This window comes from Anaerotignum faecicola (genome assembly GCF_003865035.1).
In the GTDB taxonomy this organism is placed as follows: Bacteria; Bacillota; Clostridia; order Lachnospirales; family Anaerotignaceae; genus Anaerotignum_A; species Anaerotignum_A faecicola.
Map to the genome: position 1 here is coordinate 1067038 of NZ_BHVZ01000001.1, position 20898 is coordinate 1087935.

21 protein-coding genes and 3 tRNA genes are annotated in these 20898 nt (G+C 48.6%); 19 read left to right on the forward strand and 5 right to left on the reverse strand.

Annotation, left to right across the window (positions count from 1 at the left end; all coding sequences use genetic code 11):
* Positions 1-234: 234 nt before the first annotated feature.
* From rpmH to EJE48_RS05255, 12 genes are all read left to right on the forward strand, one after another.
* Positions 235-369, forward strand: coding sequence for a 50S ribosomal protein L34 (rpmH, locus tag EJE48_RS05200; RefSeq protein ID WP_118581535.1), 135 nt, complete (start codon positions 235-237; stop codon positions 367-369).
* 95 nt (positions 370-464) lie between these two features.
* The gene (gene rnpA / locus EJE48_RS05205; RefSeq protein ID WP_016407222.1) at positions 465-878 is read left to right on the forward strand and encodes a ribonuclease P protein component; all 414 of its coding nucleotides are present in this window, start codon (positions 465-467) and stop codon (positions 876-878) included.
* On the forward strand, positions 875-1144 hold the full coding sequence (gene yidD / locus EJE48_RS05210; protein ID WP_016407221.1) for a membrane protein insertion efficiency factor YidD: 270 nt from the start codon (positions 875-877) through the stop codon (positions 1142-1144). The genes rnpA and yidD overlap by 4 nt, the downstream gene beginning before the upstream one ends.
* Before the next feature lie 48 nt (positions 1145-1192).
* Entirely contained in the window at positions 1193-2230 is a 1038-nt protein-coding gene (locus tag EJE48_RS05215; RefSeq protein WP_016407220.1) for a YidC/Oxa1 family membrane protein insertase, read from the forward strand.
* The gene (gene jag / locus EJE48_RS05220) at positions 2230-2847 is read left to right on the forward strand and encodes an RNA-binding cell elongation regulator Jag/EloR (protein WP_118581490.1); all 618 of its coding nucleotides are present in this window, start codon (positions 2230-2232) and stop codon (positions 2845-2847) included. Before EJE48_RS05215 ends, jag begins: the two co-directional genes overlap by 1 nt.
* A 312-nt stretch (positions 2848-3159) precedes the next feature.
* A complete protein-coding gene (gene mnmE / locus EJE48_RS05225; protein ID WP_243107962.1) occupies positions 3160-4551 on the forward strand; it encodes a tRNA uridine-5-carboxymethylaminomethyl(34) synthesis GTPase MnmE in 1392 nt (463 codons plus the stop codon).
* Between the two features lie 9 nt (positions 4552-4560).
* Positions 4561-5919, forward strand: coding sequence for an MATE family efflux transporter (locus EJE48_RS05230; protein ID WP_118581493.1), 1359 nt, complete (start codon positions 4561-4563; stop codon positions 5917-5919).
* Positions 5920-6163: 244 nt separating this feature from the next.
* Positions 6164-8044 carry a tRNA uridine-5-carboxymethylaminomethyl(34) synthesis enzyme MnmG gene (gene mnmG, locus EJE48_RS05235; protein WP_118581496.1) on the forward strand — a complete coding sequence of 627 codons (1881 nt, stop codon included), beginning with the start codon at positions 6164-6166 and terminating at the stop codon, positions 8042-8044.
* Between the two features lie 25 nt (positions 8045-8069).
* Positions 8070-8513: a hypothetical protein gene (locus EJE48_RS05240; protein ID WP_118581499.1), complete on the forward strand. Its 444-nt coding sequence runs from the start codon at positions 8070-8072 to the stop codon at positions 8511-8513.
* Positions 8514-9233 carry a 16S rRNA (guanine(527)-N(7))-methyltransferase RsmG gene (gene rsmG / locus EJE48_RS05245; protein ID WP_016407214.1) on the forward strand — a complete coding sequence of 240 codons (720 nt, stop codon included), beginning with the start codon at positions 8514-8516 and terminating at the stop codon, positions 9231-9233. It abuts the gene before it with no gap.
* A 465-nt stretch (positions 9234-9698) separates the two neighbouring features.
* The gene (gene noc / locus EJE48_RS05250) at positions 9699-10544 is read left to right on the forward strand and encodes a nucleoid occlusion protein (RefSeq protein ID WP_016407213.1); all 846 of its coding nucleotides are present in this window, start codon (positions 9699-9701) and stop codon (positions 10542-10544) included.
* Positions 10545-10616: 72 nt separating this feature from the next.
* Positions 10617-10868: a helix-turn-helix domain-containing protein gene (locus EJE48_RS05255; protein WP_016407212.1), complete on the forward strand. Its 252-nt coding sequence runs from the start codon at positions 10617-10619 to the stop codon at positions 10866-10868.
* 50 nt (positions 10869-10918) lie between these two features.
* On the opposite strand, the gene EJE48_RS05260 is transcribed toward EJE48_RS05255, so the two are convergent.
* Genes EJE48_RS05260 through EJE48_RS05270 form a run of 3 tightly spaced genes read right to left on the reverse strand, consistent with a single transcriptional unit; the run spans position 10919 to position 12874 of the window.
* Positions 10919-11407, reverse strand: coding sequence for a PaaI family thioesterase (locus EJE48_RS05260; protein WP_118581502.1), 489 nt, complete (start codon positions 11405-11407; stop codon positions 10919-10921).
* Between the two features lie 13 nt (positions 11408-11420).
* Positions 11421-11894 carry a PaaI family thioesterase gene (locus tag EJE48_RS05265; RefSeq protein ID WP_118581505.1) on the reverse strand — a complete coding sequence of 158 codons (474 nt, stop codon included), beginning with the start codon at positions 11892-11894 and terminating at the stop codon, positions 11421-11423.
* Between the two features lie 17 nt (positions 11895-11911).
* Positions 11912-12874, reverse strand: coding sequence for an alpha/beta fold hydrolase (locus EJE48_RS05270; protein ID WP_118581508.1), 963 nt, complete (start codon positions 12872-12874; stop codon positions 11912-11914).
* A 119-nt stretch (positions 12875-12993) separates the two neighbouring features.
* Between EJE48_RS05270 and EJE48_RS05275 the strand changes: the two genes are divergently transcribed.
* From EJE48_RS05275 to EJE48_RS05295, 5 genes are all read left to right on the forward strand, one after another.
* On the forward strand, positions 12994-13200 hold the full coding sequence (locus EJE48_RS05275; RefSeq protein WP_016407208.1) for a hypothetical protein: 207 nt from the start codon (positions 12994-12996) through the stop codon (positions 13198-13200).
* 80 nt (positions 13201-13280) lie between these two features.
* A tRNA-Thr gene (locus tag EJE48_RS05280) sits at positions 13281-13353 on the forward strand.
* 169 nt (positions 13354-13522) lie between these two features.
* Positions 13523-13603: transfer RNA gene (locus tag EJE48_RS05285), tRNA-Tyr, on the forward strand.
* An 11-nt stretch (positions 13604-13614) separates the two neighbouring features.
* Positions 13615-13688: transfer RNA gene (locus tag EJE48_RS05290), tRNA-Met, on the forward strand.
* Positions 13689-13799: 111 nt separating this feature from the next.
* Positions 13800-14249 (forward strand): hypothetical protein, encoded by a 450-nt coding sequence (locus EJE48_RS05295; protein WP_148095972.1) that lies wholly within the window; start codon positions 13800-13802, stop codon positions 14247-14249.
* Positions 14250-14558: 309 nt separating this feature from the next.
* Here the strand turns inward: EJE48_RS05295 and argH are convergent, their stop codons facing one another.
* Positions 14559-15938 (reverse strand): argininosuccinate lyase, encoded by a 1380-nt coding sequence (argH, locus tag EJE48_RS05300; RefSeq protein WP_118582458.1) that lies wholly within the window; start codon positions 15936-15938, stop codon positions 14559-14561.
* A gap of 308 nt (positions 15939-16246) precedes the next feature.
* Complete coding sequence (locus EJE48_RS05305; protein WP_016406845.1) at positions 16247-17467, reverse strand: argininosuccinate synthase; 1221 nt, start codon at positions 17465-17467, stop codon at positions 16247-16249.
* 403 nt (positions 17468-17870) lie between these two features.
* Between EJE48_RS05305 and EJE48_RS05310 the strand changes: the two genes are divergently transcribed.
* Positions 17871-18749, forward strand: a complete 879-nt coding sequence (locus tag EJE48_RS05310) for a fumarylacetoacetate hydrolase family protein (RefSeq protein WP_118582460.1) — start codon at positions 17871-17873, stop codon at positions 18747-18749.
* 186 nt (positions 18750-18935) lie between these two features.
* Entirely contained in the window at positions 18936-20849 is a 1914-nt protein-coding gene (gene wecB, locus EJE48_RS12930) for a non-hydrolyzing UDP-N-acetylglucosamine 2-epimerase (protein ID WP_118582463.1), read from the forward strand.
* Positions 20850-20898: the final 49 nt, after the last annotated feature.

A 20898-nucleotide genomic window follows, 5' to 3' on the forward strand; every position in this document is an offset into this window, starting at 1 on the left:
TCAGAAACAGATATTGTATACAAGATATAGTAAAACTTTTTTGAAAAAATCTAAATATACCTTTTCTGTCGAAAATTTTTTATGAAATTCCTGTGGAAATGTGGACAAATCCGCAGAATACAGGGCTTTTCTGAAAAATTTTTTCTTGACGTGCCATGCTTTTTTTACTATAATAGGGGCAGTGCTCATAAAAAGGGTGAGCAGAACCCGGAAATTGAAGGAGGTGCAACAACCATGAAAATGACATTCCAGCCTAAGAAAAAACAGAGAAGCAGAGAACATGGCTTCAGAAAAAGAATGAGAACAGCAAACGGCAGAAAAGTGCTTGCTGCAAGAAGAAGAAAAGGTAGAAAAGTATTATCCGCATAATTTTTTTCATGTGTATTTAAGGCCGCAGCGTATTTCGTGTGGCCTTTTGTTCATGATGGAGAAATTTTTCGGCGGCCGTAAAGGGGGGTTGCGTGATGCAGTTTACAGAATCTTTAAAGAAGAATTTTCAGTTTCGCCATGTATATCAGAAGGGCAAATCCATCGCCAACCGCCATTTGGTATTATATATGGTAAAAAACGGAACACATGACCACAACAGGCTGGGGATTTCCGTCAGCAAAAAGGTGGGCAAGAGCGTGGTGCGCTCTCATGTGACACGCCTGATTCGGGAAAGCTACCGCAGCATGGAGGAGGAAGTGAAGTCCGGCTATGATTTTGTTGTCATTGCCCGTGTTTCCTGCGCTGCTGCGTCCTATCATGAGGTGTGCCGTTCCCTGCGGCATCTTTTCAAAAAACAACAGCTTCTGCTGAGCGCGTCTGAAAGAAAGGACCGTCAGGAAAAATCAGAAGCAGGCAGAAAGGAAGAGAAGGAAGAAGGGACACAATGAAGGAGAAAATCATCTCTCTTGTAAATCTGGTTTCCTTATTTTTTCAGAAGCTCTTTCTGCTGATGATTCGTTTCTATCAGGCAGCAATATCGCCGCATCTGGGAAAAAACTGTAGATTCACCCCTACCTGCTCCCAGTACGCGTATATTGCCATCACACGGTTTGGGCCGATAAAGGGCACATATCTGGCCATTAAGAGACTGTTGAAATGCCACCCCTTCCATGCGGGCGGCTATGATCCCGTGCCTGAGAAGAAAGAAAAATAACTGTCCTTCGGGGCGAAGATCTCGTATTGTTTGTTGAAGGAGGAAAAAATGTCCTATTTACCCTATTTGCTGGAAGCATTGCCTTCCGTAAGACAGCCCGGTAAGATTGTCGGACCATTCGCCGATCTGATGGGGAAAGTGTATAATTTGCTGTTTGAACTTTTGCACAGCAACACAAGCGCAGGCTCTTTGGGTCTGGCAATTATTATCTTTACTTTAATCGTGAAACTGATCCTGTTTCCTCTGATGGTGAAGCAGCAGAAGTCTTCTTTTAAAATGCAGGCACTGCAGCCTGAGCTGATGAAGATCAGGAAGAAATATGAAGGCAAAACAGATCAGATGTCACAGCAGCGCATGGCTTTTGAAATGCAGGAATTTCAGAAGAAAAACGGCGTAAGCATGGTCAGCGGCTGTCTGCCGATGCTCATTCAGCTGCCGATTCTGTATGCACTGTTCTATCTGTTCCAGAATGCCTATGTTTATGTAGACGTTATCGGTCATAATTATACCGATATTGCAAATGCAATCGTAAATATCCCCGTTTCCTTGAGAATGGAGGTATTCCATCCCTACGCACAGGAATTTGCCAATGCCTATAAGAATGTTGCTATCATCAAGGATGGCATTGATATGAGGCAGGTCAATGAGGTGGTTATGCTGGTTAACTATCTGAAGCCGGATGATTGGAATGTTATCCTGCAAAACCTCGGCGATGCAGGCAGCTCTCTGGTGCCGCTTCTGGCAACCAAAAGCAGCATTGAAACCTTCCTGACCATTCCTCTGGTAAGTAAGGCAGGGCTGCATTTCCCCGGTATCATCATCCCCATTGCGGCAGGTGTCACCACATGGCTGCAGTCCAAAATCATGATGATGATGAACCCCCAGAACAGCGACCCTGGCAATCCTGCGGCAGCAATGACCAAATCTATGCTGTATACCATGCCTATCATGATGGGTGTATTCGCAATCAATATGCCTGCCGGTCTGGGTCTGTACTGGACGATTTCCAACCTGTTCGGTATTTTGCAGCAGGTAATTTTGTCTAAGCATTATAAAAAGAAATTTGCAGAGGAGGCAGCACAGTAATGGAAGAAATTAGAAAAAGCGCAAAGACTGTGGATGATGCCATTGCGGCTGCTTTGGCAGAGCTGGGCGCAGCTCGCGAGGAAGTAGATATCACAGTCATTGATGAAGGCTCCAAGGGATTTCTGGGAATGTTCGGCAGCAAGGATGCCGTTGTTCTGGTAAAGAAAAACTTCAATCCCGAAAAGGAAGCGGAAACCTTCTTAAAAGAAGTATTTTTGAGCATGGGGCTGATTGTAAAAATCAAAACAGAGCAGAAGGACAAGCACCTGTATATTGATCTGACAGGTGATGATATGGGCATCCTCATTGGCAAGAGAGGGCAGACATTGGATGCTTTACAGTATTTAGTAAATCTGGTTGTCAATAAGAAAAGCCCTTATTATATCAGCGTTATGCTGGATACGGAAAATTATCGTCAGAGAAGAAAGGAAACACTGGAAAGCCTTGCCTTCAATCTGGCGAAAAAGGTAAAGCATACAAAGAGAAATGTTGTGCTGGAGCCTATGAATCCTTATGAAAGAAGAATCATCCATTCTGCATTGCAGAATGACAGATTCGTTACAACATATAGTGAGGGCGAAGAACCTTATAGAAATGTTGTTATCACCTTGAAATAAGACACTCGAAACCCGTTGTTGGATACAGCGGGTTTTTGTTTTAAAAAAGAGCGATAACTGAGAACCTTTTTGTCTTCAAAAAAGGTTCTCAGACTCTCTAAAAATCAGCCTGCAAGGCGAAAAAGACTTTGAGGGCGCTGCCCTCAAACACCTGCAAACCTTTGAAAAGGTTTGATCCAAACTTTATTTGCCTGCGGCGCAAAAATATAATTATTCTCGCAGAAACGGCAGTTTCTGCAAATCGGGGTCAAGGGGAATGATTCCCCTTGCAGGAAGTTTGAAGGACAGAGTCCTTCGAGAAAGGAGGTTTCTATGAAAAGAGAATATATGCTTGATGATGTGATTGCGGCAATCTCCACGCCCATCGGCACAGGCGGTATCGGTATTGTGCGCATGAGCGGGGCAGGCTGTATCGCATTGGCGGACAGCATTTTTATCGGCAAAAAGAAGCTGACGGAAAAGGCAACCCATACCTTATCCTACGGTAAAATCACAGACGGGACAGGCGGTGAAATAATTGACGAGGTACTGGTTTCCGTTATGAAAGCGCCCCATACCTATACCAAGGAGGATATCGTGGAAATCAACTGCCACGGCGGTTCTCTGGTGACGAGAAGGGTTCTGGAAGCGGTGCTGAAAACAGGTGCGCGTATTGCACAGCCGGGTGAATTTACCAAGCGCAGCTTTTTGAACGGGCGCATCGACCTGACGCAGGCAGAGGCTGTCATTGATTTGATTGAATCCAAAACGGAATTATCCCGTCAGGCGGCGGTCAATCAGCTGGAAGGCAGATTAAAAACAGCCGTTCGCGAAATGCGCGAGGAAATTCTGGATATGATTGCGTCTATCGAAGCGGTGATTGATTATCCGGATTATGATGTGGAGGAGGAAACCTACGGCACGATGGAGCAGGGCGCAAAAAAGCTGCTTGCGAGAATGGAAAAGCTGCTTGAAGGCGCAGACCGCGGCAAAATCATCCGCGAGGGCTTACAGACTGTCATTGTCGGCAAGCCGAATGTCGGGAAATCCTCTTTGCTGAACTGGCTGCTGGAGGAGGATCGTGCGATTGTGACCGATATCCCCGGCACAACGCGGGATACCGTTGAGGAATACCTCAATATTGACGGGATTCCCATTAAAATCGTCGATACCGCAGGGATTCGAGAAACGGGCGATGTGGTGGAAAAAATGGGCGTGGAAAAATCCAAAGCCTACGCCGAAACTGCCGATTTGGTCATTATGATGCTGGATGGCTCCCGTCCTCTGGAGGAGGAGGATAAGGAAATTCTTTCCTTCATCCGCGGAAAAAAGACGATTGTGCTGCTGAATAAGGTGGATTTAGCACAAAAGCTTTCTCTGGAGGAGCTTGCGGAATATGTGCCGCAGGAGCAGATTTTATTTATCTCCGTGAAGGAAAACGATGGCTTTGATGCGCTTCTGGATGCCTTGAAAAATATGTTCTTAGACGGGCATACCGCAACGGCGGAGGATGCCATGCTCGGCAACACCAGACATAAGGATGCGCTGTATCGTGCAAAGGAAGCCATGGAGCATTGCATGGAAACCATCACCATGCGTATGCCGGAGGATTTTATCTCTATGGATTTGCAGGATGCTAACCGTGCGTTGGGCGAAATCACAGGGGATACCAGTGACGAAGAAATTATAGACAGAATCTTTACCAAGTTCTGTTTAGGTAAGTAAGGTGAAAACATGGAACAGGAAAATGAATTGGGCGTAAAGCCCGTCAAAAAGCTGCTGTGGAAGCTGGCGGTACCTGCCATCACGGCGCAGATTGTAAATGTGCTTTATAACGTGGTCGATCGTATTTACATCGGGCATATTCCCGAAGTAGGAAAGCTGGCGCTGACAGGTGTCGGCGTTTGTATGCCGCTGATTATGCTGATTTCCGCCTTTGCCATGCTTGCAGGGATGGGCGGCGCACCGAGAGCGTCGATTATGCTTGGGAGAAATGATGCGGAGGAAGCGGAGCGGATTCTGGGAAACTGCGCGGCACTGCTGATTCTGGTTGCCGTTACGCTGACGGTGCTGTTTCAGCTGTTCGCAAAGCCGTTTCTTTTAACCTTTGGCGCAAGCAGGAATACGATTGGCTTCGCTATGGATTATATCCGCATTTACGCCTGCGGTACGATTTTTGTGCAGCTGACGCTAGGTCTGAATGCCTTCATTACGGCGCAGGGCTTTGCCAAAATCAGCATGAAAACCACCCTCATCGGCGCGGTGACAAATATCATCCTCGATCCGATTTTTATTTTTGTGCTTGGCATGGGGGTAAAGGGTGCGGCATTGGCAACGGTGCTTTCGCAGGCACTTTCCGCCACATGGGTGCTGACCTTCCTGCTGGGAAAGCAAACCACGCTGAAATTAAGGCTGAAAAATTTCCGCTTGCAGGGAAGGGTTATTCTCCCCTGTGTGCTGCTGGGGTTAAGCCCCTTTGTGATGCAGTCTACGGAAAGTATTCTGAATATCTGCTTTAATTCCTCTCTGCTGAAATACGGCGGAGATACTGCGGTTGGTGCGATGACGATTCTGACAAGCGTGATGCAGTTTTCCATGCTGCCGCTTTCGGGGCTTTCGCAGGGCGCACAGCCTATTACAGGCTATAACTTCGGGGCAAGAAAGCCGGAGCGCGTGCGCGAATCCTTCGCCATTCTGCTGAAATGCTCTCTGGGCTATTCGGCGGCGTTGTGGCTGATTGTGATGCTCTTTCCCCGCCTGCTTGCCACGCTGTTTGCACAGGATAGTGCTTTTCTGGATTATACTGCCTGGGCACTGCGTATTTTCATGGCAACGAGCGTTGTTATGGGGATTCAGATTGCCTGCCAGCAGACGTTTATTGCCATCGGCAATGCGAAAACCTCGCTGTTTCTTGCGATTTACAGAAAAATTATCCTGCTGATTCCGCTGATTTATATTCTGCCGTATTTCTTTGAAAATAAGGTTATGGCGGTATTTCTGGCGGAGCCTGTCGCGGATGTCATTGCCGTTACGACTACTTTGATTTTATTTGTATGGCAGTTTAAAAAGGCATTGCAGGAGCTGCGGGAATAATGAGAAAGGGTTCGGGAAACGCAGTGTCCTGAATGGAATCCGCAGAGGGGGCTTTGCTCACTCGAGGAAAACAGGAAGTTTCAAGGCTTTTAGCCGCTGGAACTTATCTGTTTATTCTTCTGTCCAAACAAGTTGAAAGCCTGCTTTCAACTTAAAGGGAATATTGTGTTTCCCTCTTTTTTCGTGTAAAATAAAGTATTAGTGAAAAAAATATAACCAATCCAAAAAGAGAGGAATTTTGAATATGTATCATGCAGAAACCATAGATGTTGCCGTTATCGGCGGCGGTCATGCAGGCTGTGAGGCGGCACTTGCGGCGGCACGCCTCGGCATGCGAACGGTGCTGTTTGCCATTTCTCTGGACAGCATTGCTATGATGCCCTGCAATCCCTCCATCGGGGGCAGCTCCAAGGGGCATCTGGTGCGTGAGGTGGATGCTCTGGGCGGCGAGATGGGCAAGGTCATCGATAAAACCTATATCCAGACAAAAATGCTGAACACAGGCAAGGGCCCTGCGGTCTATTCCCTGCGCGCGCAGGCAGATAAGCAGGCGTATCAGTCCGAAATGAAGCACCGCTTGGAGAATACCCCCAATCTGAAAATCAAGCAGGCGGAAATCGTGGATATCCGTATGGAGAATGGCAGAGTCAGCGGCGTTGTGACTGCCGCAGGTGCGGTATACGATTGTAAGGCGGCTGTGCTTTGCATGGGGACGTATATGAAGGCGCGCTGCCTGACGGGTGAGCATATCACCGAAAGCGGCCCCAATAACCTCATGCCTGCCATGAAGCTTTCCGCAAGGCTCAGAGAAATGGGCATTGATTTATTCCGTTTCAAAACGGGCACGCCTGCCAGAATGAATAAAAATTCTCTGGATTTAGAGAAAATGCAGCCGCAGTACGGAGATGAAAATATCGTGCCGTTTTCCTTTTCGCATACAGCGGAGGATATTGCGAAGCCGCAGGTGCTTTGTTGGCTGACCTATACCAACGAAAAAACACATCAGATTATTCGGGATAACCTCGACCGCTCGCCTATGTTTGGCGGCGTGATTGAGGGAACAGGCCCTCGCTATTGTCCCTCCATCGAGGATAAGGTGGTGCGCTTTGCGGATAAGGAACGCCATCAGCTTTTCGTAGAGCCCGAAGGAGAAAATACCGAGGAGATGTATATTCAGGGCATGAGCTCCTCTCTGCCGGAGGATGTGCAGATTGCTATGTACCGCACGATTCCCGGTCTGGAGCATTGCGAGATTACGCGCTTTGCCTATGCCATTGAATATGACTGCATTGATGCAACACAGCTGAAATTGTCTCTGGAATTCAAGGATATTCCTGGTCTGTTCAGCGCAGGGCAGTTCAACGGCTCCTCCGGCTATGAGGAAGCGGCGGCGCAGGGGCTGATTGGCGGCATCAATGCGGCGCATTTCGTACAGGGCAAGGAGCCTCTGGTTTTGCAGCGTTCCGATGGGTATATCGGCGTGCTGATTGATGATATCGTGAATAAGGGCACAAGAGAGCCGTATCGCATGATGACAAGCCGCGCGGAATTTCGTCTCTTGCTGCGGCAGGATAATGCCGACCAGAGATTAACGCCCATCGGCTACAGAATCGGCTTGATTTCGCAGGAAAGATATGATGCCCTTCTGGAAAAGGAACGTCTTGTTGCGGCGGAAATCGACCGCGTGCAGCATGTAACCATGGGGCCGAGTGCACCTGTGCTTGCCCTTCTGGAAAAATACGGCACGGCACCGATTAAAAACGGCGCACGCCTTTCCGATTTGCTGAAGCGTCCGCAGTTAAGCTATGAAGCATTGGCGGAAATCGACCCCGAACGCCCCGATTTGCCGCAGGATGTGCAGGAGCAGGTCAATATCCAGATTAAATATGCAGGCTATATCGACCAGCAGCTGAAGCAGGTGGAGCAGTTCAAAAAGCTGGAGGGCCGCCTTCTGCCGATGGAGCTGGATTATGAAACCATACAGGGACTGCGTCTGGAGGCAAGACAAAAGCTGAATCTGGTGCGTCCGGAAAATCTGGGACAGGCCTCCAGAATCACAGGGGTATCCCCTGCGGATATTTCTGTTCTGTTGATTTATATGGAGCAAATGAAGCGTAAGCATTAAAAATATGAGAAAGGAAGGTGATGGGATGAAAGGATTTTTTTTGCCTTGGAATGAAAGGGAAAAACAGGTGAAACGGGGAGAGAAAAAGCTCTATCTGCCGAAGGAAACGCTTTCCCTGACGGATGCCGCCTTTGATACCCATAAGCCTGCCTATGTTTCCCTGCCAAACCCAAGAGGGACACTCCGTTCCTTTTTGCAGGCGGTGGAAAGTGGAAAAAAGGACGAAGCTATGGGCTATTTTTCCGAAAGAGTCGCTGAGGTGGTGGATTATGAGGAAGTGGCAGGCTTCTTAAAGGATTTGAAGGAATATCATTGCTTTCTGGAGGACGAGGGCGCAGGTATCCGCCGCGTTTCTGTTGCCAAGAAAAGCAAAAAGGACAGAGAGGTGTTTGCCTTTCGCATGGTGGCGGAGCCAAACGCCTTCGGCACATGGAAAATTTTCAGTATCGAGAGAGAGGGGAAGGAATAAATGGAAAATCGGGCATTGCTCAGGGATTGCTGTGAACAGATGGGTGTTTCTCTGGGAGAGAAAGAGACGGAGCAGTTCATGACCTATCTTTCTCTGCTGTTGGAATGGAATGAAAAAATGAACCTGACTGCTATCACCGAGCCGCGTGAGGTGGTGCTGAAGCATTTTGCCGATTGCCTGAGCCTTGTTCCCTGCGTGGAATGGAGGGACGGCATGCGCGTGATTGATGTCGGCACAGGTGCAGGCTTTCCGGGGATTCCCGTAAAAATTGCCTGCCCTGAAATTGAACTGACCCTTCTGGATTCCCTGCAGAAGCGCATTGGCTTTTTGCAGGAGGTCGGCAGTCAGCTTGGTCTGGAGGGTGTCCACTATGTCCATAGCCGTGCGGAGGATGGCGGACAGAACCCGCAGTACCGTGAAGGGTTCGATTTGTGCGTTTCACGCGCAGTTGCAAATCTTTCTGTTCTGGCAGAATATTGCCTGCCTTTTATTAAGGTCGGCGGCAGGCTTGCGGCACTGAAGGGCCCTGATGCCGCGGCAGAGGCAGAGCAGGCAAAGGGCGCACTGAAAAAGCTGGGCGGCAGATTGGTAGAAATTAAGGATGTTGCGATTCCCCATACCGATTTGTCCCATAAGCTTGTGTTCATCGAAAAAATCGCACCTACCCCGAAAAAATACCCCCGAAATGCAGGGAAAATTAAAAAGGAACCTCTTAGTTGAGTCTGAAAAAGCCTTTGTCGGCACGGTTTGTGTCGATATGGGCTTTTTTTTGTGGAATGGTTTTTCTCCAAGCGGAATTTTGCTGTGATATTATGAAAAAAAGAAGGAGGGAAATAATTTCCCTCTAAGTCGAAATCAGGATTTCGACTTGTTGAAACAGAAGAATAAACTGATGCGTTCCATCGGTAAACCTTGAAACGCACAGTTTTCCTCAAGTGGGCAAAGCCCCCTTTGCGGATTCCATTTGGGAAACTGCTTTGTTTCCCAAACCCTTCCGCGGCGTATAAATAGCCTTGTCCACGGGTTTATTAAATATATATTTTGTACCGGGTTCCAAGGGGGTGACCCCCTTGGCAGGGAGTTTGAGTGTTACGCACCGCCGAACAGATGCGGCGGTTGCCCGAAGGGCAAGGGTGCAAACCCTGCTTGAACCGGAGTCCCTCAAGGGAAAAAGGAGGTAAAAATATGGAGGTTTTGAAATTTTCGGAAATGCGGCTCAAAAAGGATAAGGTGGTCTTTCAGCTGCCCATACATAAAATCCGCTCTAACCCCTATCAGCCGCGAAAATACTTCAACCGCACTGCACTGGAGGAGCTGGCGGACAGCATCCGCGCCTACGGTATTTTGCAGCCGATTACCGTCCGTAAAATGAGCGGCGGTGCCTATGAATTGGTCGCCGGAGAACGCCGCCTGCGCGCCGCCGAGCTGGCAGGTCTGGAAACTATCCCTGCAATCCTCATGCAGGTCAGCGACAGCGATAGCGCCGTGATGGCATTCATCGAAAATATCCAACGCCAGAACCTCAGCTTTTTGGAGGAGGCGGAGGGCTATCGTAATATGATGGAGGACTACGGACTGACACAGGAGGAGCTTGCGGCAAAGCTTTCTAAAAGCCAGTCCTCGATTGCCAATAAGCTGCGGATTCTCAAGCTGGAGGACAGCGTCAAAAAACTCCTGCTGGAGCATCATTTTACCGAACGCCACGCGCGCGCCCTGTTGAAGCTGCCCGATGAGGAAAGCCGCCTGTTCGTCCTCGCACAAATGATACAGGAGGAAATGAACGTGAAAAAAACAGAGGAGCTCGTCGAGGCAACCTTGGAGCAGATGCGCCCCCGTTTCCCCGAAAAGGGCGAGCAGAAGGAAAAACGCTATGTCCGTTCCTCCGATTTTCGCCTGTTCACCAATACCATCAAGCAAAGCGTTGAGGTCATTCGCCGTTCGGGTGTGGATGTGGTCTATGAGGATAAGCAGGATGCCGATTGCTGTGAAATTCTGATTCGGATTCGCAAAAACGCCGTGGAATCGGCTTGAAATTTTCCCATCTGCGGTTTATAATCGTTACCATATAGAACGTAACGAAACACCATGGAGGGGGAAAGCCGCATGAAGGAAAAAGGGATTCTCATTCGTGCCGATTATGGGCATATTGCACTGCATTTGAGAGAAATTATGGAGGAAAGAGACATCACGCGCAATCAGCTTGCCAAACGGATTGATGCACGCTTTGAGGTTGTGAATAAATGGTATCAGGGGGAGCTGGAAAAAATGGATCTGGATATCCTCGCGCGTATCTGCTATGCACTGGACTGCACAACAGAGGATTTACTGGAATACATACCGGCGAAGCCTTGCTAAGTCGAAATAAAAAGAAACCTCGAGGGATTCCCCGAGGTTTTCAATTTATATTAAATTGGATGATCGAATGTTTTATCTAATTTCATAAACGTAGCGGTTGCTGTTCCGATGAGGACATCCTTCCCCTTGCGGTTCACATGTCCTTCTGCCATCATGCTGACGAGCGTCCGCCCCAGATGGGTAATCCGCACGCGGTATTCCACCACATCGCCCAGAAATACGGGCTTGAGAAAGGTGGTTGTCAGATTGACGGTGGTAATCTGGTGCTGCTTTGCGTAATAATGGCAGGTTAAGCCGAAGGCAACGTCAAAGCAGGTGATGATGATGCCGCCGTGCAGGGTGCCGCCGGGGTTCTGCTCCCAGGGAAGTGCCTCAAATGCAATGCAGTTTTCTCTTTTTTCAAAATCGCAGGAAACAAACTGCGGCTGCAGCCGCACCAGTACGCCCTTGTTGGAAATGGGGTTTTCGGGATGTCCAAGCTGAGACATCCATTGCTCCATGTTTTCCTGCGAGGAAATTTCGTCTTTTAATGTAACCATTACCTGTCCTCCCTTATTCGTTCACAGCCATAAATGTTGCTGTTGCAATCCCTGCCAGAATATCATCCCGCTCTAAGCGAACCTCGGCCTTTACGGTCACGAGGGTGCGCCCAAGGGAATCCAGCTGGCATTGGATATGGAAGATATCTCCTGCAAGGACAGGCTTGAGGAAGGTGACATTCATTGTAACGGTAACAACGGTTGGGGCGCTCAGATGTGTATAATAATGCGCCAGAAGGCCCATGGAGGTATCCAGTGCGGTAGAAATGATGCCGCCATGCATGATATTTTCAGGGTTCAGCTCCCATTCCTGTGCGTGATACGCCATGTCTATCGTGCCTTTTACAAAGTCACAGGTGACAAAAACGGGGTCCATCTGCGGAATTACCCCATGGTGCTTGAGTTCAGAACCGGGCAGCAGGGCATTTTGAAAAAAGGTTTCCATGTCCTCCTGCGAAAGCCCGGGTATTTTGGTCCAGTGTTGCATGTATCAGTTCTCCTTACTTAAAAAATATGTGATTGGTTTAAAAATTCATTGAGATTTTCCAGAAATGCCTTGCTGTTTTCCATGTGGGGCAAAGCACCTGTGTTTTCAAACAGTGCGAAGGAACCGAAGTCCTTCATTTTTTCTGCCGTATCGAAGGCAGAGGTCGGGTTCAGCCTGTTTTCCTCGCCCCAGATCATCAGAAACGGGACAGAAAGCTTTTCAAAGGAAGGCTTGGTATCTGCTGCCCAGAAGCGTGTTTTCAGGCAGGCAAAGGTTGCCTGTGCATGCGTGCCGAAGCGTGCCGCCCGCGCATATTGCTGCACCAGCTCCGCGGAAACGGTTTCCTTTGCGAAAATCGCCTGCTCCAGTGCGGCTCTGATTTTCCATCTGCTTGTGCCGATGAGAAAATGCTCCGTGCCTGCAATGGGGGAGAGCAGGAGCGAAAGCTGTTTCGTGTCCTCGTTGGTCGCAAAGCCGTTCCCGATGCCCTCCGGGGAAATGAGCACCATGCGGCGGACATCCTTCGGGTACAGCAGAGAAAGCAACAAACCAAAATCCGCACCGCCATTCGCACCGCAGAAGCAGACGGGATGACCGATGACATCCTCGATAAATACATGCAGCAAATTTGCATATTGATATGCTGTCCATGGCTTTTCGGGACAGAAAGAATTGCCGAAGCCGGGCAAATCCGGAACGTATACATGGTAATCCTCCGCCAGGGCATCAATCACTGCATCCCATTCTCTGCCGGATGCACCAAGCATCATGCTGTGTACCAGAACCAGAGGCTTGCCGTGCCCTACAGAACGATATGCAATTTCGCCTTCCTTTGCATGGTATGTTTCCATAACATGGGTTTCATCTTTCTTTTTGCGTGCCATCCGCAGGCAGACCTGCTGATAGCCGGCAAGACCTGCAAGCAAAGCGCCGATTGCGCCGAAAAAGCCGAGAAAATATTTTGCAAGTGCATTTTTCATATCAAAAACCTCCTTATTTGGAAGAAATTATCCTACTCTATATTATGCGCCCAAATTCTGCATTTGAAAAGAGGAAAATTCATAAGATAGTCTGAAGAATTTTTTAAGGGGTGGCGGAGATGGAAGGATTTTCGATTTTGGCAGGACAGCTGTTTCTCATCCTCTGCGTGCAGTCGGTTCTGGAGGCAATGGCATCCAAATGGCAGAGCGGCTTTATGCAGAAGCCCATTGAATTGGGATGCTATATCGCCAGCCTTGCGGTGGTTTTGCGGTTCATGGAAACCTATCTTCTGGATATTCTGCGCGCCCTGACGCATTTTTTCTGAAAGTATAAAATTTTTATAAAAAATACTTGACGAAAGGTGGAAAGAATGATAATATACTTCTTGTACTCAGCACGAGTTACGCCGATGTGGCTCAATTGGCAGAGCAGCTGACTTGTAATCAGCAGGTTATCGGTTCGAGTCCGATCATCGGCTTTTTTCTTGCTTATCAGCAGGAGAAAAACAAAAATAACTACACTATAATAAGGTAAGTTTTTCTTCCTATCGGAAGAAAACCGTTTCGTTATTTTTTATTCGATTCCTTGCACAATGCCAAAGCATTATGAGACGGAATCTCATAAACAAAAAATAACTACACTACTATGGGTGGATTCCCGAGCGGCCAAAGGGGGCAGACTGTAAATCTGTTGCGATAGCTTCGAAGGTTCGAATCCTTCTCCGCCCATTTTATACTGCCGCGGAGTAGAGCAGTCCGGTAGCTCGTCGGGCTCATAACCCGGAGGTCGCAGGTTCAAATCCTGTCTCCGCAATCGAAAAGAGAGATACAAGAAAAAATCTTGTATCTTTTTTTTATGCCCTGCGACCGACGGGTTCCCGGGGCTGCAGCACCGACCGCTGCCGGTGGCAGAAGAAGGAAGGTGATGCAGGCGAGAAATCGGGAGTTCCGCAGACTGAACGCAGAGAGGGAGAGCGGACGACCAGATTTCGAGGTGGGCAAGGCAGGTTCAAATCCTGTCTCCGCAATCGAAAAGAGAGATACAAGAAAAAATCTTGTATCTTTTTTTATGCCCTGCGACCGACGGGTTCCCGGGGCTGCAGCACCGACCGCTGCCGGTGGCAGAAGAAGGAAGGTGATGCAGGCGAGAAATCGGGAGTTCCGCAGACAGAACGCAGAGAGGGAGAGCGGACGACCAGATTTCGAGGTGGGCAAGGCAGGTTCAAATCCTGTCTCCGCAATCGAAAAGAGAGATACAAGAAAAAATCTTGTATCTTTTTTTTATGCCCTGCGACTGAAAAAGCGGTGTTTCACACCGATTGGGCGCAGGTGCGCCAAAATAAAGCCCGATGAAATATGGGATTCGCCCGTTTAGAACTATCTCGGCAAAACAAGACATTTCTTCCTTACTTTTTAGCATAAAAAGTAACAAAAACCCGGGACCCGTTTCGTAATGGGTCCCGGACCCCCGCAGACGAGGAAAGGGCAACAAGGTTTCCCTTTCCAATCCCTTCCCTACGAGCCGGAAACGGCATGGATAAAGAGCCTTTCCGGCAAGAAAATCCGGATATTTCTGAGAATTATCTAAATAGATGAAATACTTATATTCTTAAATCATGACATATTGCGCGACTGCCCCCGTTTTCCCAACAAAAAAAGCTGCCAATGGCAGCTTTTTCATTGTTTAAATCGTTTTGAAATATTCCTTATTTGCAGCAATCGCGGCAGTTGTTACTTCCTTCGCAGGGCCGCCGATCACCTTTCTTGCCTGCGCACATTCGTTTACATTGATAGCGGCGTAAACGCTTTCATCAAACACAGGGGAGATTGCCTTATATTCCGCAAGGGAAAGGTCATCCAGATTGGTGTTATGCTCGATGCAGTACAGTACCAGCTTCCCGATGATGGCATGTGCATCACGGAAGGGAACGCCCTGCTTGACCAGCCAGTCTGCCGCGTCGGTTGCGTTGGTGAAGCCGCCCTTTGCCGCATTCAGCATTGCGTCCTTCTTTACAGTCATGGTCGCAATCATGCTTGTGAATACGGGCACGCACATTTTCACCGTATCAATCGCGTCAAACAGACCCTCCTTATCCTCCTGCATATCCTTGTTGTACGCCAGAGGAAGACCCTTCATCGTAGTCAGAAGCGCCATCAGATGCCCATATACACGCCCTGTTTTCCCACGGATCAGCTCCGCCATATCGGGGTTCTTTTTCTGGGGCATAATGCTGGAGCCTGTGGAATATGCGTCGGAAAGCTCGATGAAATGGAATTCATGGCTGCTCCAGAGGATGATTTCCTCGCAGAAGCGGCTCAGGTGCATCATCAGGATAGAAAGCGTGGATGCCAGCTCAATACAGAAATCTCTGTCGGAAACGCCGTCCATGCTATTCATGGTGATTGCGGCAAAGCCAAGCTCCGCAGCAACGGCATATCTATCCAGAGGGTAGGTGGTGGTGGCAAGTGCGCCGCTGCCCAGAGGCATTACGTCTGTGCGTTTGTAGGTATCGCAAAGGCGGTCGTAGTCGCGCTTGAACATTTCCACATACGCAAGCAGGTGATGCGCCAGTGTAACAGGCTGTGCGCGCTGCAGGTGCGTATAGCCGGGTAAAATCGTTTCGGTATGGTTTGCCGCGAAATCGTTCAGTGTTACCATCAGATTTTTCACCAGTTCTTTAATCGCGATGATTTCCTTTTTGGTATACATACGGATATCCAGTGCCACCTGATCGTTACGGCTGCGGCCGGTATGCAGGCGTTTGCCGACATCACCGATACGGCTGATGAGGATGGTTTCCACGTTCATGTGGATATCCTCTGCTTTTTCGTCAAATGTAACCTTGCCGGCTTCGATATCGACGAGGATTTCCTTTAAGGTTTTGATGATTAAGGCAGCGTCATCGGCGGGGATGATGCCCTGCTTGCCGAGCATGGCGGCGTGTGCCATACTGCCTGTGATATCCTCTTGATACATTCTGCTATCGAAGGAGATAGAGGAATGGAAGTGGTCTGTAAAGCTGTCTGTGGACTGGGTGAAGCGTCCGCCCCAAAGTTTCGCCATGATGTTTCTCCTTTCTTTCTGCAAAGGGCGTTGCCCTCTGCACTCCTACCAAGGGGATCATCCCCTTGGAACCCGAGTTGCAAACAGAAATACTTCTGTTTGCGGTTCGATTTTTCTGATTTTTTCTGTAATATTAGAAATACTCCCATCAAGTCTGACAGGAGTATTTTTTTGTCTTTCGTATTTTTAATAATTTATCTTATCTTCTTACCCTCCCTCCGCAAAACCATATACATGGTTTTGCAAAATGGGGTTCCAAGGGAGTCACTCCCTTGGCAGGTGCAGGACAGCGTCCTGCAAAAAGGTTTTTATTTGTTTTTGTTGTTCTCCATCATCATCGCACGAACCTTCATGGACAGACCGAACAGGTTGATGAACCCGTCTGCGTCCTTGTGGTTGTAAAGCTCGCCTGTTGTAAAGGAAGCGATGGATTCGTTATACAGGCTGTAAGGAGATGTAGAGCCTGCAGGGATGATATTGCCCTTATACAGCTTCAGCTTAACTGTACCTGTTACCGTTTCATTTACCTTATCGAAATAAGCGCTCAGTGCTTCACGCAGAGGTGTGTACCATTCGCCGCTGTAAACCAGCTCTGTGAATTTGTTGCTTGCCACTTCGTTGAACGCCTGTGTTTTTTTGTCGGAGCAAAGATATTCCAGCTCGCGGTGTGCATAGTACATGATAGTACCGCCGGGTGTTTCATATACACCACGGGATTTCATACCAACCACACGGTTTTCGCAGATATCTGTGATACCAACACCGTTTCTGCCGCCGATTTCGTTCAGCTTTGTCAAGAGAGCAACGGGATTCAGCTTTTCACCATTGACTGCAACGGGAATACCCTTTTCAAAATCCAGTGTAACATATTCGGGCTGATCGGGTGCCTTTTCAGGTGTCACACTCATCTGCAAAATGTGTTCGTAGTTGGGTTCGTTTGCAGGGTCTTCCAGCTCCAGACCTTCATGGCTCAGGTGCCACAGGTTTCTGTCACGGCTGTAGGAGTTGTCATGGCCTGCTTCAAAGGGGATACCATGGTCAGCCAGATACTGCATTTCATCCTCACGGGACTGCATCTTCCATGTATCCAGTCTCCAGGGAGCGATAATCTTCATTTCGGGTGCCAGTGCCTTGATGGTCAGCTCAAAACGAACCTGATCGTTGCCCTTGCCTGTTGCGCCGTGGCAGATTGCAGTTGCGCCTTCCTTTTTTGCAATTTCAACCAGTCTCTTTGCAATGATGGGGCGTGCCATGGATGTACCAATCAGATATTTGCCTTCATAAACAGCGTTTGCCTTTACGCAGGGGTAAACTGCATCTGTGATGAATTCTTCTGTCAGATCTTCGATATACAGCTTGCTTGCGCCGGTTTTCAGTGCCTTTTCCTCCAGACCGTCTGTTTCCTTGCCCTGCCCAACGTCACCGCATACGCAGATTACTTCACAGTCATAATTTTCTTTCAGCCAAGGGATGATTGCGGATGTATCCAGACCGCCGGAATATGCCAGAACGATTTTTTCTTTTGCCATGATTTTTCTTCCTCCTTAAAAAACAAACCTGAAACAAATCATATTGTAATGGGTTTTGTGCAAAATGAATTTTATAAATGGATTATACATAGAAAATGCAATAAACGCAATAGAAAATAATAAAAATACATAAATTTGTGTATATTTTTGAAAATACGGGAAACGGCACGCATCTTTTTGGGCATTTTTCTTTGCGCTAAATAATAGGTGATGTATATTTATGCACATTTAGGTGAATAAGCGTTTAGAACTACAGTATCTTGTATACATACGGTGCGGAATCCTTTTTTTTCTTCCTAAAAAGAGGGTTTTGTGATATGATGAAACTGGTATCATTATAGAAAACATACCGTTTTTACGAAAGAAAACAGAGAGCCAAATCGCATGTGAGGAGGATGGAAGAATGAAAATTTTAACATATAAGCATGGCGGCGAAACAGCGGTCGGCGTTTTAAAGAATGACGGCTCCGAAGTGGTGCCTGTCAATTATCTTGGCTGCAGTGCCATTGATATGAATACCTTTCTGGATGTGCAGAATGAGAAAAAGCTGGAAAAGCTGGATAGAAACAAGGAGCTGATGCAGGGGATTCCTCTGGATGAGGTGCAGATTCTTTCGCCCATTCCCCATCCCAAGCAGGATGTTGTCTGTCTGGGTATCAATTATTATGCACACGCGGAGGAAGCGGCGCGGTTCCATGATGAGGCCTTTGGCGGCGAACGTCCTGTGCCGATTTATTTTTCCAAGAGAATCAATCGTGCCTTGGCGGATGGCGAGGAAATCGACGGGCATCTGGATATTGTGGATAGCTTGGATTATGAAGCAGAGCTGGCGGTTATCATCGGCAAGGATGCAAGGAATGTAAAGCCGGAGGAGGTTTTTGAGTATGTCTTTGGCTATACGATTCTCAATGATATGAGTGCGAGAAATTTACAGACCTCGCATAAGCAGTGGTATTTCGGCAAGAGTCTGGATGATTTTACGCCGATCGGTCCTTGGATTGTGACGAAGGATGAATTCAAGAATCCACCTGCGCTGCCGATTCGCTCCTATGTGAATGGCGAATTACGGCAGGACAGCAATACGGATCTGATGATTAACGGCATTGAAAAGGTTATTTGCGAGTTAACGCAGGGCATGACCCTACAGGCAGGCACGATTATTGCCATGGGGACACCGGCAGGGGTTGGCATGGGCTTTGAGCCGCCGAGGTTCCTGAACAGTGGCGATGTTGTAACGTGCGAAATTGAGGGCATCGGCACCATGACGAACAAAATTAAGTAAAGACCCTAAGACCTTGGGGGCTTTGCCCCCAACACCCCCAGCAGGAGCTCAGCCCCTGCACCCGATACCGCAAAACCATGTACATGGTTTTGCAAATGGGGGTCAAGGGGAATCATTCCCCTTGTGGGAGTTTGAGGGTGAAACCCTCAAGGTTTTGTCCCCAAGGTCTTAAAAAGGAGATATAATATGGATAAAATAAAGGTAATGAGCGTGTTCGGGACACGCCCCGAGGCGATTAAAATGGCACCTCTGGTAAAGCAGCTGGAAAAAACCCCCGAAATCGAGAGCATCGTCTGCGTCACCGCGCAGCACCGTGAAATGCTCGATCAGGTACTCGAAATCTTCGACCTGCATCCGCAGTATGACCTAAATATCATGCAGTCCCGTCAGACATTGGCAGGCATCACCACCCGCGCATTAACCGGTCTGGAGGAGGTTATGGGTCAGGAAAAACCCGATATCGTCCTCGTCCATGGGGATACCTCTACCACCTTCGCAGGCGCACTGGCGGCATATTATAATCAAGTGAAGGTCGGTCATGTTGAGGCAGGCCTGCGCACCTATGATAAATATCAGCCCTTCCCCGAGGAAATGAACCGCCGCCTTACCGGCGCATTGACCGATTTGCATTTTGCACCCACCCCTCTGGCAAAGGAGCATCTGCTGAAGGAAAACATCAGTCCGGACGGCATTTTCATCACAGGCAATACCGTTATCGACGCATTGGCACATACCATCGAGGAGGACTATACCTTTACTGTCCCCGAACTCAATCAGATTGATTTTAAAAACAAACGCGTCATCGCCATGACCGCCCATAGAAGGGAAAATCTCGGCGAGCCCCTGAAAAATATCTGCCGCGCCGTGAAGCGTCTGGTGGAAGAATATCCCGATGTGGAAGTGGTCTATGCAGTGCATAAAAATCCTGCCGTGGTAGAACCTGTACATGAGATTCTCGGCGGCAACGACCGTATCCACCTCACCGACCCTCTGGATTTAAAGGATATGCATAACCTTATGTGCCGTTCCTTTTTCGTGATGACAGATAGCGGCGGTCTGCAGGAGGAGGTGCCTTCCATGGGCAAGCCTGTTCTGGTGCTCCGCAACGTAACAGAACGCCCCGAGGGTGTGGAAGCAGGCACCCTGAAGCTGGCAGGTACGGATGAAAACGTGATTTATTCCATGGCGAAGGAACTGTTGGATAACAAAGAGGAATACGAAAAAATGGCGCAGGCGAAGAACCCCTTCGGCGACGGACAGGCAAGCCGCCGCATCGTGGAAAGCATCCTGTATGCCTTCGGAAAAAAAGCAGACAGACCCGATGAATATGTCCTGCGCATAAAGTATGAGAAAACACCTAAGGAGGGAAAACCGATGAAAGAAGAAAGAATGGCAATCCTGAATATGCTCGAAAAAGGCATCATCAGCGTGGATGAGGCAGAACGTCTGCTTACAGCGCTGCATAGCGGCTTAGGTACCGAAAAGGACGGCATTACAAAAGCCGTAGGCGGTATGCTGAATAAGGCAGGGGCTGCGCTGAGCGCCGTTGCCGATAAGGTAAAGGAAAATCCCGCGGTGAAAAACGCCGCAGATAAGGTAGCCGATAAGGCGGATGATTTGCAGCCCAAGGTAAGCTCCGCGGCATTCCGCATGAAGGAAAAGCTGGCAGATAAGGCAGATGAGCTGCAGCCTGCCGTGCGCTCCGCAGCCTTCCGTATGGTGGAAAAGGCAAGCGAAATCAAGGAGGATATGGCAACCTACCGTGAAAAGCTGAGAGAAAAGAGAAACCGCGACGAAGCGGAGGATTGGGATGACATCGATCTGGAGGAGCTGGATGCCGCAGAAGCACCCACAACAGAAGAAGCTCCCGAAGCCGCAGAGGCAGCACCTGCTGAGGGCGAGGAAGCAGTAGAGCCCATCTCCCCCGAAATGAATAAATACCTGAATAAGGTGGAGGATGTTCTGGACGGCATGAGCGACCAGATGGAGCAGCTCAATGATATGGAGGCATTTCTGAAGGCCTCCTTCGGAGAATATAACCCTGCCGATTTCGAGGATGACGAGGAAGAACCCGCAGATGAGAAAAAAGACGCTGAGTAAAGGCGCGCCCGAATAATCTTCATGTTTTCTTATTGGGACACACCTAAGC

Excerpts from the sequence above, each read along its gene's own strand:
- rpmH (WP_118581535.1), top strand. The coding sequence starts at position 235 with ATGAAAATGACATTCCAGCCTAAGAAAAAACAGAGAAGCAGAGAACAT.
- rnpA (WP_016407222.1), top strand. The coding sequence starts at position 465 with ATGCAGTTTACAGAATCTTTAAAGAAGAATTTTCAGTTTCGCCATGTA.
- yidD (WP_016407221.1), top strand. The coding sequence starts at position 875 with ATGAAGGAGAAAATCATCTCTCTTGTAAATCTGGTTTCCTTATTTTTT.
- EJE48_RS05215 (WP_016407220.1), top strand. The coding sequence starts at position 1,193 with ATGTCCTATTTACCCTATTTGCTGGAAGCATTGCCTTCCGTAAGACAG.
- jag (WP_118581490.1), top strand. The coding sequence starts at position 2,230 with ATGGAAGAAATTAGAAAAAGCGCAAAGACTGTGGATGATGCCATTGCG.
- mnmE (WP_243107962.1), top strand. The coding sequence starts at position 3,160 with ATGAAAAGAGAATATATGCTTGATGATGTGATTGCGGCAATCTCCACG.
- EJE48_RS05230 (WP_118581493.1), top strand. The coding sequence starts at position 4,561 with ATGGAACAGGAAAATGAATTGGGCGTAAAGCCCGTCAAAAAGCTGCTG.
- mnmG (WP_118581496.1), top strand. The coding sequence starts at position 6,164 with ATGTATCATGCAGAAACCATAGATGTTGCCGTTATCGGCGGCGGTCAT.
- EJE48_RS05240 (WP_118581499.1), top strand. The coding sequence starts at position 8,070 with ATGAAAGGATTTTTTTTGCCTTGGAATGAAAGGGAAAAACAGGTGAAA.
- rsmG (WP_016407214.1), top strand. The coding sequence starts at position 8,514 with ATGGAAAATCGGGCATTGCTCAGGGATTGCTGTGAACAGATGGGTGTT.
- noc (WP_016407213.1), top strand. The coding sequence starts at position 9,699 with ATGGAGGTTTTGAAATTTTCGGAAATGCGGCTCAAAAAGGATAAGGTG.
- EJE48_RS05255 (WP_016407212.1), top strand. The coding sequence starts at position 10,617 with ATGAAGGAAAAAGGGATTCTCATTCGTGCCGATTATGGGCATATTGCA.
- EJE48_RS05260 (WP_118581502.1), bottom strand. The coding sequence starts at position 11,407 with ATGGTTACATTAAAAGACGAAATTTCCTCGCAGGAAAACATGGAGCAA.
- EJE48_RS05265 (WP_118581505.1), bottom strand. The coding sequence starts at position 11,894 with ATGCAACACTGGACCAAAATACCCGGGCTTTCGCAGGAGGACATGGAA.
- EJE48_RS05270 (WP_118581508.1), bottom strand. The coding sequence starts at position 12,874 with ATGAAAAATGCACTTGCAAAATATTTTCTCGGCTTTTTCGGCGCAATC.
- EJE48_RS05275 (WP_016407208.1), top strand. The coding sequence starts at position 12,994 with ATGGAAGGATTTTCGATTTTGGCAGGACAGCTGTTTCTCATCCTCTGC.
- EJE48_RS05295 (WP_148095972.1), top strand. The coding sequence starts at position 13,800 with ATGCAGGCGAGAAATCGGGAGTTCCGCAGACTGAACGCAGAGAGGGAG.
- argH (WP_118582458.1), bottom strand. The coding sequence starts at position 15,938 with ATGGCGAAACTTTGGGGCGGACGCTTCACCCAGTCCACAGACAGCTTT.
- EJE48_RS05305 (WP_016406845.1), bottom strand. The coding sequence starts at position 17,467 with ATGGCAAAAGAAAAAATCGTTCTGGCATATTCCGGCGGTCTGGATACA.
- EJE48_RS05310 (WP_118582460.1), top strand. The coding sequence starts at position 17,871 with ATGAAAATTTTAACATATAAGCATGGCGGCGAAACAGCGGTCGGCGTT.
- wecB (WP_118582463.1), top strand. The coding sequence starts at position 18,936 with ATGGATAAAATAAAGGTAATGAGCGTGTTCGGGACACGCCCCGAGGCG.